Origin of the sequence: Streptomyces sp. NPDC052701, from assembly GCF_040678355.1 — a bacterium.
In the GTDB taxonomy this organism is placed as follows: Bacteria; Actinomycetota; Actinomycetes; order Streptomycetales; family Streptomycetaceae; genus Streptomyces.
In genome coordinates, this window is sequence record NZ_JBFATO010000023.1 from 15,858 (window position 1) to 28,065 (window position 12,208).

Below are 12,208 nucleotides of genomic sequence, written 5' to 3' on the forward strand. Positions count from 1 at the left end.
ATGTGGACGGCCGTGCCCCGCTCCGGGGTGACGGCCGCGGTGGTGACCGTGGTGCCGGCGACTGGTTCGGGCGCGGGCCGAGTGGTCCCGGGTCACGCGGTGACAGCGAGCAGGGCTCCGGGACCGGCCTCGGCAACCGGCAGGGTCCCGCCCCCGGCCCTCACCCGGGCCCGGGCGGTGGCCGGGTTCCCGATGTCGCCCCCGGTGGCGGTCATGGCCCCGGTGGCGGCAGTGGCCCCGACAGCGGTCGTGGGCCCGGCACGGGCGGCGACCGGGTGCCGCGGCCCGGCGGCGGACGGGATGCCGGTGCCGGGTTCGGCGACGGCCGGGCTCCCCGTTCCGGCGCCGAACGCGGTGCGGGGTCCGGCGGTGGGCACGGCCCCGGACTCGGCGGCGGTTTCGACGACCGGCCCGGTCGCGGGTCCGGCGGCGGATCCGGTTTCGCGGCCGACGACGGCCGTGGCTTCGGGGCCGGTGGCGGCGGCTACGTTTCACCGTCCGGCGGCAACGACCCGGGCTCCGCCGGCGGCCCCGGGGCCGGCCACGGCTCCGGATCCGGGCACGGCCACGGCTCCGGGTCGGGCGGAGGCCACGGTCACGGCCACGGTCCCGCACCGGGCGGCGGGCACGGGCACTCGCACAGCCACGCCCACGGTCCTGCCACGCCCGTCTCCCGGCACCTGCGCAAGGTCATCGCGGCGATCCTCATCCCGTTCGCCGCGGCGGTGCTGGTCGGTCTCGCCGTGCTGTGGCCGGGCGGGGCCCCGCCGCACCAGCGCACGGGCGTCGGCTTCGACCGGCAGACGCAGCAGGCCACGGTCACCAAGGTCGTCGAGGTGAGCTGCAAGGACGTCGGCGCCTCCGGAGTCCCCCCGACCGGCGACACCTCCACCGCCGAGGGTTCCTCGGCCGTCCAGCAGGCCGACGGCACCTGCAAGAGGGCGACGATCCGGGTCGACACGGGCAAGGACAAGGGCCGGACGTTCACCGAGATCGTCCAGCCGGACCAGTCCCGGCAGCTGGAACAGGGCCAGGAGGTCGTGGTCGCCTACGAGCCCTCCGCGCCGAAGGACCTGCAGTACTCGGTGGCCGACGTCAACCGCCGTTTCCCGATGACACTGCTCGCCGGCATCTTCGCCCTGGCCGTCGTGGTCGTCGGGCGGCTGCGGGGTGTCATGGCGCTGGTCGCGCTGGCCATCAGCTTCCTGGTGCTGAGCCTCTTCATGCTGCCCGCGATCCTGCAGGGCTCCAACCCGCTGGTCGTGGCGGTGGTGGGATCGAGCGCCATCATGCTGATCGCGCTGTACCTGTGCCACGGGCTGTCGGCCCGTACGTCGGTGGCGGTGCTCGGCACCCTGATCTCACTGCTGCTGATCGGCGTTCTCGGCTCGCTGTTCATCGGCTGGGCCGCGCTCACGGGCAACACCGACGACAACACCGGTCTGATCCACGGCCTGTACCCGGACATCGACATGAGCGGTCTGCTGCTCGCCGGCGTCATCATCGGTTCGCTGGGCGTCCTGGACGACGTGACGGTCACGCAGACGTCGGCGGTCTGGGAGCTGCACGAGGCCAATCCGTCGATGGGCTGGCGCGGGCTGTACCGGGCGGGCATCCGGATCGGCCGCGACCACATCGCGTCCGTCGTCAACACGCTGGTCCTCGCCTACGCGGGCGCCGCGCTGCCGCTGCTGCTGCTGTTCTCCATCGCGCAGAGCAGTGTGGGGACGGTCGCCAACAGCGAGCTGGTCGCCGAGGAGATCGTGCGCACGCTGGTCGGTTCGATCGGCCTGGTCGCCTCGGTTCCGGTGACGACGGCGCTGGCGGCCCTGGTGGTCTCGGCGGACCGCCCGGGGACCGGGGCGCCGGCGGCGGACGCCGCCCGTCCGGCCCTGGTACGCGGCGGGCGGGGCCGCCGCCGCAAGCGCTGACCCTTCCTCCGCCGCGGCCGGCCCTCACGCTGAAGCGTTCCTGCGGCCGGGGCGGCAGCCGGTGAAGCGTTACGTCACCACCACCCGGTTGCCGTAACGCTTCAGCCGGCGCCCTGCTCCGCCAGGATGCGGTCCAGGGCCTCGTCGAGGTGGGCGTCGAAGTCGGCCAGCGAGCCCTCCTGGCCCAGCGGCACCAGTTTGTCGGTGCGGTCGAGGAAGGCCACGAGCGGTGCCGTCGAGGAGCGGAACAGCGCGTGGTCGCCGCCGACCTGGAGCCGGATCAGCACCTCGGTGAGGTCGTCGGGTTCGACCGGCCAGACGCGCACGTCACCCTCGCCGCACGGCCGTCCCACCCCGTCGATCAGCAGCTCCCGGCCGAAGGCCCAGGTCACCGGGGCGTCCCCGGGCAGGTGGAAAGTCAGCCGTACGGCGTACGGATCACAGGTCTCGTAGCGCAGTTCCACCGGAATGCGGAAGGAGAGCTCCTCCGACACGAGAAAGCTCATCATGACCTCTGCCTGTACGGACTCGCGCATCGCTACCCCGTCATTCGCCGCGGACTGGCCGGGACCGACCCCTGACAACTGCCTGGAATCTTGCTGAACGTACACATCAGATCACAAGGAGTGAGTTTTCAGATACTGATAGAGAGTGTGAGCGAGCCCAGCAGCCGTCCCATCTCGTCCTGCAGCCGCCGGGCCGCGGGGAGCAGGCGGTCGGCCTGGTGTGCGGGCAGGGAGATGGCCACCGTCGCGGCCTGGGTGCCGACGGTCAGCGGGAGCGCCGCGCACACCGTGCCCAGGGCGTACTCCTGCCGCTCGATCACCGGTTCGGCCCGCCGCAACCGGTCCAGGCGCCGCAGCAGGCTGTGGTCGTCGCGCACCGTGTACGGCGTGAGGGGCTGCACCGGATAGCGGGCGAGGTGGTCCCGGCGGGCCTCCTCGTCGAGCTGGGAGAGCAGGCACTGCCCGACGGCGTGCGCGTGCGCGGTCTCCCGGAAGCCGGCCCACTCCTCGACCGCGGGGTTGCCCGGGGTGTCGGCCACGCACAGGACGTCGATTTCACCCTCCCGGTACACCGCGTAGTACACGGGTACGCCGATCGCGTCGCGCCAGTGCGCCAGCGCCTCGACGACCGTGCTGCGACGTTTCTGCTGGGCTCCGCTGCTGCTCAGCCGCTCAGCCGCCCTCCCCAGGAAGAACAGGCCCTTGTCGCGGCGCAGATACCCCTCGTGCACCAGGGTGCGCAGCAGGTGGTACGTGGTGGGGAGCGCCAGGCCGGTCTCGCGGGCGAGTTGTTTGGCGGGAGCCCCGTGCTCGTGCCGGGCGACGCTCTCCAGCAGGCGCATCGCGCGCTGCACGGATCCGATGAGGGTGCCGGGGGGCGGGGGTGCGGAGGACGCCGTCGAGCGGGGCTGGACGGGGACCGAGTGCAAAGGGGCGGATGCGGTGTCGGCCGTGGGCAAGGGCACTCCCGAAGCGCGAGGGGGCAGTCCGTGCGGGAAGACACGGATGGGGGTGTACGCCGCTCGCGGGGGCCTTCCCCCACGTGGCTTCCGGACTCTAATCGTCCGCCACCGCCCGCAGACGGCCCGCCGGGGAAACTTCCCTCGCCCGAGGGAACCGGTGATTCCTGTTACCTCACCGGCTTCCCACAGGACTCACCAGTCGCTGCGCGACGACGAACTCGACGTGAACTTCCGTACGACGTAGATCAGTCCGCCCACCAGGGCCACGAACACCAGGACCTTGAAGAGCAGCCCGATGAGGAAGCCGACCACGTTCGCGATCAGCCCGCCGAACACGACCAGGGCGACGACCGGCACCGCGACCCACTTCACCCACCACGGCAGCCCCGCGAAAATCTCCCGCATCGCCTTGTCCTCGCCTCTCCGCCCGTCCGAGTGCCGGGTCCTGTCCATCATCCCGGATCCGTGATCTCCGGATGTCCTGCACTCGATGCTAGGTCCCGGAAGGGGGGCGGCGGGGGTCTCGCATCCCTCGTCCTCCCCTGACCGGTCCCCTAGGGAACCCCGGGACGGCGGCTCAGCTCTCGGGCGGAGAGAACACCACCAGCACCCTCAGGTCCTCGCTGACGTGGTGGAACTTGTGGGCGACGCCCGCCGGGACGTACACCACGCTGCCCCGCGCCACCTGGGTCGTCTCCAGGCCCACGGTGAGCGAGGCCCGGCCGCTCACGACGACGTACACCTCGTCCTGGCGGTGCGGCGTCTGCGGATCGTGCTCGCCCGCGTTCAACGCGTACAGGCCGACCGACATGTTCCGCTCCCGCAGGAACTGGAGGTACGCCCCGTCGTTGGCGGCGCGCTCCGCCTCCAGTTCGTCCAGCCGGAATGCCTTCATCGCCTGTCCGCCCCTGTCCCACCGCTCGTGTCCGACCCCGTCTGCCACGATCAGACACATGATGAATTTCCTAGTCAAGACGATCGCCAACGCGGGCGCCCTGGCGGTCGCCGTGTGGCTGCTCGACAAGATCACCCTGACCGGTGACAGCACGGGCAAGAAGGCCGGCACCCTGATTCTCGTCGCGTTGCTCTTCGGCCTGGTGAACGTCCTGGTCAAGCCGGTCGTGAGGCTGCTGAGCCTTCCGCTGCTCATCCTGACGCTCGGCCTGTTCACCCTGGTGGTGAACGCGCTGATGCTGCTGCTCACCTCGTGGCTGGCCGACGTGCTCGACCTGAGTTTCCACGTGGAGGGCTTCTGGACGGCCGTCGTGGGCGGCCTGATCATCTCGATCGTCTCCTGGGCGCTCAACGTCGTCCTGCCCGACGGAGACTGAGGTCATGACCTACCGCGTCTGCTTCGTCTGCACGGGCAACATCTGCCGCTCCCCGATGGCCGAGTCCGTCTTCCGCGCGCGTGTGGCGGAGGCCGGGCTCGACGGCCTGGTCGAGGTCGACAGCGCCGGCACCGGCGGCTGGCACGAGGGCGAGGGCGCCGACCCGCGCACCGTGGCCGTCCTGGAGGACCACGGCTACCGCCTCGACCACACGGCCCGCCAGTTCCAGCCGTCCTGGTTCGCCCGCCTCGACCTCGTCGTCGCTCTGGACGCCGGCCACCTCAGGGACCTGCGCCGCCTGGCGCCCACGGAGCAGGACGCGGCCAAGGTGCGGCTGCTGCGGTCGTACGACCCCGCCGCCGGCGACGACCTCGACGTCCCGGACCCGTACTACGGGGGCGTGGACGGCTTCGAGGAGTGTCTTGAGATGGTGGAGGCGGCGAGCGCCGGTCTGCTCGCCGCGGTACGCGAGGACGTGGGAGGACGGGCGGCATGAGCACAAGGGACACGGTCGGCGAGGACGCCGGGCACGACGGAGGCCGCCGCGCCTTCCCGGGCACGGGTGAGGGCACGCGCGCGGTGCGGGCCGGGCTGCCGGAGCCGGTCAGGCACGAGCCGACCCTGCCGGGGCCCGTGTTCGCCGCCCACTTCCACCTGCCGGGCGACCCCACCGGCCCGTACACCTACGGCCGCGACGAGAACCCCACCTGGACGCTGCTGGAGCGCGCCATCGGCGAGCTGGAGGCGCCCGGGCAGGACGTCGAGACGCTGGTGTTCGCCTCGGGCATGGCCGCGATCTCCGCGGTGCTCTTCTCGCAGCTGCGCGCCGGGGACGCGGTCGTCCTGCCCAGCGACGGCTACCAGGTGCTGCCCCTGGTGCGCGCCCAGCTGGAGGCGTACGGCATCGAGGTGCGCACCGCGCCGACCGGCGGCGACGCCCAGCTCGACGTCCTCGACGGCGCGAAGCTGCTGTGGATCGAGACCCCGTCGAACCCGGGGCTCGACGTGTGCGACGTCCGGCGGCTCGCCGAGGCGGCACACGCGCGTGGTGCCCTGGTGGCCGTCGACAACACCCTGGCGACCCCGCTCGGCCAGCGTCCGCTGGACCTCGGCGCCGACTTCTCGGTGGCCAGCGGCACCAAGCAGCTCTCCGGGCACGGTGACATCCTCCTGGGATACGTCACCGGCCGCAGCGCCGAGGCCATGACCGCCGTACGCCGCTGGCGCAAGATCGTGGGCGCGATCCCCGGGCCCATGGAGGCCTGGCTCGCGCACCGCTCCCTCGCCACGCTCCAGCTGCGCGTCGACCGGCAGTGCGCCAACGCGCTCGCGGTCGCCGAGGCGCTGCGGGACCGGCCCGAGGAGCTGGGGGTGCGCTATCCGGGACTGGTGGACGACCCCTCGTACGAGATCGCCTCGCGGCAGATGCGGCGCTACGGGTGCGTGGTGTCCTTCACCCTGCCCACGCGCGCGCGTGCCGACCGCTTCCTGGAGGCGCTGCGGCTGGTGGACGACGCGACGAGCTTCGGCGGGGTGCGGTCCACGGCCGAACGGCGCGGACGCTGGGGCGGGGACGCGGTGCCGGAGGGTTTCGTCCGTTTCTCGGTCGGTGCCGAGGATCCCGAGGACCTGGTGGCGGACGTGTTGCGCGCGCTGGAGGAGTCGGCGGGCTGAACCGCCCCGCGCACCGGCCGCCGCCCCCGCCTCGCACGCGCACCTGCGCCGAGCGGTGTCCGGCCGCGCGCGACGGGCGGTCCGAACCTCCCCCCTCGTGGCTCGGACCGCCCCGGTTCCGCGCGAAGAACCGCGCCAACAAGGCTAATTGACTCTCTGTCAGTGTCCAATCACAGTAGCGACAGAGACCTATCGACTTATTTATAGTTGGGCGCTCCGGGGGCGGGAGCGGAACGTGCGGAGGGGAGGTTGTGCTGTGGATCTGGCCTTGCTGCGCACCTTCGTGACCGTGCACCGGGCCGGCTCCTTCACCCGCGCCGCCGCCCTGCTCGGGCTCTCCCAGCCGGCCGTCACCTCGCAGATCCGCACCCTGGAACGGCAGCTGGGCCGCCCTCTGTTCCTTCGGCAGGCCCGCGGTGTGACCCCGACGACGATCGGTGACGAGCTCGCCCACAAGGCCGCCCCGCATCTCGACGCCCTGGTGGAGATAGCCGAGACGGGAGCGAACGCCGACTTCTCCTTACGGACGCTGCACCTCGCCGGGCCCCCGGAGTTCACCGCTGAGCGGGTGCTGCCCGCGCTCACGGATCTGACCGGCGAGGACGGGCAGGAGTTCGCCCTGCGCGCCTCGTTCGGGAACGCCGAGGAGGTGCTGGAAGGGCTGGCCGCCGGGCATCACGACCTGGCCGTCAGCACCGCCAGGCCGCGCGGCGCCCTGCTCTCGGCGACCGCGCTCTGCGACGAGGAGCACGTCCTGGTCGCCGCCCCTTCCCGGGCCGAGCGGATCGACACCGGGAAACTCGACCGCAACGGGGCCTCCGCCCTCGAACACGTCCCGGTGGTCGAGGTACACGAATCACTGCCTTTCGTCTCCCGCTACTGGGCGTCCGTCTTCGACTCCCGTCCGCCCACCCCGGGCACCGTCGTCGTTCCCGATCTGCGTGCCGTGCTCGCCTGCACGGCCGCGGGCGCGGGACTGGCCGTGCTGCCGCGCTACCTGTGCGCGGACGCGCTCGAACGCGGGGAGGTCGTCGCCCTGTACGAGCCGGCGGTGCCTCCTCTGCGGACGTACTTCCTGGTGGTCCGCACCGGCACACTGGCGCTGCCGCACATCGCGCGGGCCCACGAGTGGCTGCAGCGCGCGGCCGGCGAATGGTGCTGAGCCGCCCCCGCGCATGCCTCACCTCAAGCACTCGTCCGGTGACATTTCGCTATGTTTCACGTGGAACCAGCCGGGCCACATTTCACCCATGACCGTCCGACCCGTGGTCAAGCGCACCGCTCGCGCCGTCCTGCTGGACGGTGACGACCTGATCCTGATCAAGCGCACCAAGCCCGGTGTCGATCCCTACTGGGTCACCCCCGGCGGCGGGGTCGAATCGAGTGACCCGACCGTCGTCGACGCCCTGCACCGCGAGGTGTACGAGGAACTCGGCGCCAAGATCACCGACGTGGTGCCCTGTTTCGTGGACACCGTGGAGCACATCGGCGAGGACGACGGCGCGACCGGCGTGAAAGTACAGCACTTCTTCGTCTGCCGCCTGAGCTCCATGGACCCCTCGCTGCGGCACGGCCCCGAGGTGGACGAACCCGCCGGTGAGTACGAGATCGTGCGCGTGCCGTTCACGCGCGTCGGCATCGCCTCCGTCCACCTCGTGCCGCTGTCACTGCGGCACTACCTGGACGGCAACATCGAAGGCGTACGCGCCATGCACGCCCCCGACCTGGGCTGACAGACCACCGGACCAGAATTCCGGCTCCGGCGGGCCCGTCGAGCCCGACGGGCCCGCCCGATCGAGCGGCGCGGTCCCGGTCCGATCCGGTGGGCGTCGAGGCCGACGGGATGAGCCCGCCCGCCTGGAACCGGACGGCTGGACGCCCAGTGTTCTCACGTGTTTCACGTGAAACGTCCTGCGCGTGCCCGCACGCACCGTGCGCCTCTCCGCACCTGGCCAAAACGTCGTACATCTCAGTCGAAAGCGGTGGACGGGGAGGGCCCTTGTCGGACAGCCTGACCTGCGTGCCGACTCCTTCCCTTGCCGCTCTGCCCATCCGCCGTCTGACGTTGCGCGATCTCGCCTCGTGCGCCGACTTGTCCGAAGACCGGGGGTGGCCGCGAGAGGAGCACAAATGGGGCTTTCTCCTCACGGCCGGGAAGGGCTACGGCATCGACGACCCCGAAGGCGGCGGACTCGTCAGCGCCTGCGTGGTCACCGAGTACGGAGCGCCGCAGCGACCCGAGCTCGCGGCCATCGGCATGGTGCTGGTCGCCGAACGGTATGCCCGCCAGGGCGTGGCCCGTCGCCTGATGCGCCATGTCGTCTCGGCGATGGGCACCACGCCCGTGACCCTGCACGCGACGCCGTACGGCCGGCCCCTATACGAGGAGCTCGGTTTCAAGGTCACCGGCCTGGCGGAGATGCTGCGTGGGCACTTCGTGCCCGGGGGACCGGAGGCCGAGGTCGCCACCCGCGCCGCGACCGCCGAGGACCTCCCCGCGATCCTCCGGCTCGACGAGGAAGTGTTCGGCGTCGACCGTACGCATGTCATCACCCGGCTGCCCGCCTTCGCCGACCAGCTGCGCGTCGCCGAGGCGGACGGGCGGCTGATCGGATACGCGGCGGCCTGGCCCAACATGGACACCCAGGTCGTGGGTCCGCTGATCGCCCGTGACACCTCCACGGCACAAGCGCTCATCGCCTCGCTCGCCGCCCGCACCGGCCGGCCGCTGCGCACCGACATCGACGTCCGGCACGAAGAGCTGCTGGCATGGGCGAAGGAGCGGGGTCTGGCGTCCGTCGCCTTCAACGCGGTCATGGCTCATGGGATCACGGAGCTGCCCGGGGACTGGCGGCGGCGGTTCGCACCGGTCACGGTGGCGGCCGGCTGACCGGCGCCTGCACGACGCCTCCGACACGAGGACGCCGGTCCCCGAGGCTGTGGGAACCGGCGTTCGTGGTGCGGGGCGCCGTCAGGTGAGGAGGGCCTCCACGGCGGCCGTGGCGAAGGCGTGGTCCTGCTCCGGCGCGCCTCCGCCCACTCCGATCGCGCCGATCAGGCGGCCGTCCCGGTGGACCGGCACGCCGCCCGCGATGAACAGCAGGGGCCGGTCGAGCGCGGTGGGCAGGGTGTGGAAGAGGCCACCGGGCTGCACGGCGTCGACGAGGTCGGCGGTGGGCGCGTTCAGCTGGAGGGCGGTGTACGCCTTGCGGGTGCTGGTCTCGCCGGAGATCAGCACGGCGCGGTCGTCCCGGCGGAAGGCCAGCAGATGGCCGCCGGCGTCCAGCACGGTCACGCTGACCGTGACCCCGGCGGTTTCGGCGGCGCGGCGGGCCGCGGTCAGCAGGACCTCGGCGTCCTGGGTGGTCAGCGGGGCGACGGCGGTGGTGGTGCTCATGAGAGGTGTTCTCCTGGGACTTGTCGGTGGTGCTGTTCGGTGCTGGGCCGGGGGACCCGGGTCGGCCCTGACCCGAGCCCCTGGCCCCGCGGTTCAGTGGTGGACCGGGGTCCGCCGCTCGGCGGGCGCGGAGCCGGCGACGACGGTGCCGGGGGCGCCGCCCCGCCGCTCCAGGGCGGCCGAGAGGAAGGCGAGGACCAGGGCGGCCGCGGCGAGGAGGGCGCCGACCCAGTTGGGGGCGGTGTAGCCGAGGCCCGCCGCGATCACGAGGCCGCCGAGCCAGGCGGACAGGGCGTTGCCGAGGTTGAAGGCGCCGATGTTCACGGCGGAGGCCAGCGTGGGGGCGCCGTGCGCCTGGTCGAGGACGCGCTTCTGCAGCGGCGGGACGGTGGCGAAGCCCAGGGCGCCGATCAGGGCGATCGTCACGGCCGAGAGGACCTTGTGGTGCGCGGTCAGGGTGAAGAGCGCCAGGACGACAGCGAGGGCGCCCAGCGAGACGTACAGCATGGGCATCAGGGCACGGTCGGCGAACCGGCCGCCGACGAGGTTGCCGCCCACCATGCCGAGGCCGAAGAGGACCAGCAGCCAGGTGACGGAGCCGTCGGCGAATCCGGCGACGTGGGTCATCATCGGCGCGATGTAGGTGATGGCCGCGAAGACACCGCCGAAGCCGAGGACGGTCATCGCCATGGCGAGCAGGACCTGGACGTTCTTGAAGGCGGCCAGTTCGTGCCGCAGGCGTACGCCCTCCGGCTTGGGCATGTCCGGGACGAGCTTGGCGATGCCGGCCAGCCCGACGACGCCGAGGGCGGTGACGACGGCGAAGGTGACGCGCCAGCCGATGGACTGGCCGACGAGCGTGCCCAGCGGGACGCCGACGACATTGGCGACGGTGAGCCCGGTGAACATCATGGCGATGGCTCCGGCCTTCTTGTCCGGGGCGACCAGGTCGGCCGCGACGACCGAACCGATGCCGAAGAAGGCGCCATGGGCGAGTGAGGCGACCACACGGCCGACCAGCATGATGCCGAAGGCGGGGGCGAGGGCGGAGAGCAGGTTGCCGGCGATGAACAGGCCCATCAGCAGCATCAGCATCCGCTTCCTGGACACCCTGGTGCCGAGCACAGTCATCAGCGGGGCGCCGAAGACGACACCGAGCGCGTAGCCGGTCACCAGGTAACCGGCGGTGGGGATGGAGACCCCGAAGTCGCTCGCCACCTCGGGCAGCAAGCCCATGATCACGAACTCGGTCGTTCCGATCCCGAAGGCCCCGATCGCGAGGGCCAGAAGCGCGAGAGGCATGGGGGGTGACACCTTCCCAGACGATTGCAGGAGCGCTTTGCGTGCGTCCACAATAGTTGCAGACGCGGGATACATGCAAACAGAGACTATTGCGGCCCTGCTCTACCCTGGCAAGAGCTGCTCCGTGACGGAGGAAACGCCAATGACAGCGACGGACCCCGCGCTCACCGCCCTCTCCCAGGGCTGGTGCGCCCTCTCCCTGCTGCACGGGAGGATCGAGGCCCACATCGAGCGCGCCCTGCAGACCAGACACGACCTGAGCGTGCGCGAGTACTCCCTGCTCGACGTGCTCAGCCGACAGCACGACGGCGACGGAGGCCACCTGCAGATGAAGCAGGTCGCCGACGCGGTCGTCCTCAGTCAGAGCGCCACCACCCGCCTGGTCACCCGGCTCGAGGACCGCGGACTCCTGGAGCGCTACCTGTGCCCCACCGACCGCCGGGGCATCTACACGAACGTCACCGAAACCGGCCTCAAGCTTCTGGAGGAGGCCCGCCCCACCAACGACTCCGCCCTGCGCGAGGCCCTGGACGAGGCAGCCAAGAACCCTGAACTGGCCCCACTGGTACGGGTCGTGGAGACGCTGAAGGCGCCGGTGCCCGCCTAGGTGTGCCGTCCCGCATAGGGTGCGGCCATGGGAGCTCTCGAGATACGCGCCGCGGTGACGGACGACGTCCCCGCGATCGTCGGCATGCTCGCCGACGATCCGCTGGGAGTCCGGCGCGAGTCGCCGGACGACCTCACCCCGTACCTGGCCGCACTGGAGCGGCTCAGTGCCGACCCGAACCAGCATCTGGTCGTGGCGGTCCGGGAGGACCGTGTCGTCGGCACGCTCCAGCTCACGATCGTGCCCGGGCTGTCCCGGCGCGGCGCCACCAGGTCGATCATCGAAGGCGTGCGTGTCCACGCCGACGAACGCGGCAGCGGCCTGGGCACCCGGCTCATCGAGTGGGCGATCGAGGAATCCCGGCGCCGGCACTGCCGATTGGTGCAGCTGACCTCCGACATCTCGCGGACCGATGCCCACCGCTTCTACGAACGGCTCGGTTTCACCGCCTCCCACGTGGGGTTCAAGCTCACGCTGTGAAAGGTGTGCAGCGCGCTG

General features: G+C 71.7%; 16 protein-coding genes. 9 read left to right on the forward strand and 7 right to left on the reverse strand.

The window, feature by feature from the left end; genetic code table 11:
- Positions 1 to 92 precede the first annotated feature (92 nt).
- Positions 93 to 377 carry a hypothetical protein gene (locus AB0L29_RS23955; RefSeq protein WP_365829896.1) on the reverse strand — a complete coding sequence of 95 codons (285 nt, stop codon included), beginning with the start codon at positions 375 to 377 and terminating at the stop codon, positions 93 to 95.
- Here AB0L29_RS23955 and AB0L29_RS23960 point away from each other — a divergent pair.
- Positions 276 to 1,931: a YibE/F family protein gene (locus tag AB0L29_RS23960; RefSeq protein WP_365829792.1), complete on the forward strand. Its 1,656-nt coding sequence runs from the start codon at positions 276 to 278 to the stop codon at positions 1,929 to 1,931. The genes AB0L29_RS23955 and AB0L29_RS23960 overlap by 102 nt on opposite strands.
- Positions 1,932 to 2,032: 101 nt before the next feature.
- Here the strand turns inward: AB0L29_RS23960 and AB0L29_RS23965 are convergent, their stop codons facing one another.
- From AB0L29_RS23965 to AB0L29_RS23980, 4 genes are all read right to left on the reverse strand, one after another.
- Positions 2,033 to 2,467: an SsgA family sporulation/cell division regulator gene (locus AB0L29_RS23965; protein ID WP_365829794.1), complete on the reverse strand. Its 435-nt coding sequence runs from the start codon at positions 2,465 to 2,467 to the stop codon at positions 2,033 to 2,035.
- 98 nt (positions 2,468 to 2,565) lie between these two features.
- Positions 2,566 to 3,291: an IclR family transcriptional regulator C-terminal domain-containing protein gene (locus AB0L29_RS23970; RefSeq protein ID WP_365829795.1), complete on the reverse strand. Its 726-nt coding sequence runs from the start codon at positions 3,289 to 3,291 to the stop codon at positions 2,566 to 2,568.
- Between the two features lie 300 nt (positions 3,292 to 3,591).
- Positions 3,592 to 3,804: a DUF5326 family protein gene (locus tag AB0L29_RS23975; protein ID WP_365829796.1), complete on the reverse strand. Its 213-nt coding sequence runs from the start codon at positions 3,802 to 3,804 to the stop codon at positions 3,592 to 3,594.
- A 172-nt stretch (positions 3,805 to 3,976) separates the two neighbouring features.
- A complete protein-coding gene (locus AB0L29_RS23980) occupies positions 3,977 to 4,294 on the reverse strand; it encodes a cupin domain-containing protein (protein WP_365829891.1) in 318 nt (105 codons plus the stop codon).
- 58 nt (positions 4,295 to 4,352) lie between these two features.
- On the opposite strand from AB0L29_RS23980, the gene AB0L29_RS23985 reads away from it, so the two are divergent.
- The 6 genes from AB0L29_RS23985 to AB0L29_RS24010 all read left to right on the forward strand — a co-directional run bounded on the left by AB0L29_RS23985 (position 4,353) and on the right by AB0L29_RS24010 (position 9,294).
- The gene (locus tag AB0L29_RS23985; RefSeq protein WP_365829797.1) at positions 4,353 to 4,730 is read left to right on the forward strand and encodes a phage holin family protein; all 378 of its coding nucleotides are present in this window, start codon (positions 4,353 to 4,355) and stop codon (positions 4,728 to 4,730) included.
- 4 nt (positions 4,731 to 4,734) lie between these two features.
- Entirely contained in the window at positions 4,735 to 5,226 is a 492-nt protein-coding gene (locus AB0L29_RS23990; RefSeq protein WP_365829798.1) for a low molecular weight protein-tyrosine-phosphatase, read from the forward strand.
- A complete protein-coding gene (locus AB0L29_RS23995; protein WP_365829799.1) occupies positions 5,223 to 6,404 on the forward strand; it encodes a cystathionine gamma-lyase in 1,182 nt (393 codons plus the stop codon). The genes AB0L29_RS23990 and AB0L29_RS23995 overlap by 4 nt, the downstream gene beginning before the upstream one ends.
- A gap of 256 nt (positions 6,405 to 6,660) precedes the next feature.
- Positions 6,661 to 7,566: a LysR family transcriptional regulator gene (locus AB0L29_RS24000; protein ID WP_365829800.1), complete on the forward strand. Its 906-nt coding sequence runs from the start codon at positions 6,661 to 6,663 to the stop codon at positions 7,564 to 7,566.
- An 88-nt stretch (positions 7,567 to 7,654) separates the two neighbouring features.
- Complete coding sequence (locus AB0L29_RS24005; RefSeq protein ID WP_365829801.1) at positions 7,655 to 8,137, forward strand: NUDIX hydrolase; 483 nt, start codon at positions 7,655 to 7,657, stop codon at positions 8,135 to 8,137.
- Positions 8,138 to 8,424: 287 nt separating this feature from the next.
- Positions 8,425 to 9,294 carry a GNAT family N-acetyltransferase gene (locus AB0L29_RS24010; RefSeq protein WP_365829802.1) on the forward strand — a complete coding sequence of 290 codons (870 nt, stop codon included), beginning with the start codon at positions 8,425 to 8,427 and terminating at the stop codon, positions 9,292 to 9,294.
- Positions 9,295 to 9,375: 81 nt separating this feature from the next.
- On the opposite strand, the gene AB0L29_RS24015 is transcribed toward AB0L29_RS24010, so the two are convergent.
- Both AB0L29_RS24015 and AB0L29_RS24020 read right to left on the reverse strand, forming a co-directional pair.
- Positions 9,376 to 9,801, reverse strand: a complete 426-nt coding sequence (locus tag AB0L29_RS24015; RefSeq protein WP_365829803.1) for a heme-binding protein — start codon at positions 9,799 to 9,801, stop codon at positions 9,376 to 9,378.
- Positions 9,802 to 9,894: 93 nt separating this feature from the next.
- Entirely contained in the window at positions 9,895 to 11,103 is a 1,209-nt protein-coding gene (locus tag AB0L29_RS24020; protein ID WP_365829804.1) for an MFS transporter, read from the reverse strand.
- A gap of 142 nt (positions 11,104 to 11,245) precedes the next feature.
- On the opposite strand from AB0L29_RS24020, the gene AB0L29_RS24025 reads away from it, so the two are divergent.
- Both AB0L29_RS24025 and AB0L29_RS24030 read left to right on the forward strand, forming a co-directional pair.
- The gene (locus tag AB0L29_RS24025; RefSeq protein WP_365829805.1) at positions 11,246 to 11,710 is read left to right on the forward strand and encodes a MarR family transcriptional regulator; all 465 of its coding nucleotides are present in this window, start codon (positions 11,246 to 11,248) and stop codon (positions 11,708 to 11,710) included.
- Positions 11,711 to 11,737: 27 nt separating this feature from the next.
- A complete protein-coding gene (locus AB0L29_RS24030) occupies positions 11,738 to 12,190 on the forward strand; it encodes a GNAT family N-acetyltransferase (protein WP_365829806.1) in 453 nt (150 codons plus the stop codon).
- The last annotated feature ends 18 nt before the right edge of the window (positions 12,191 to 12,208 follow it).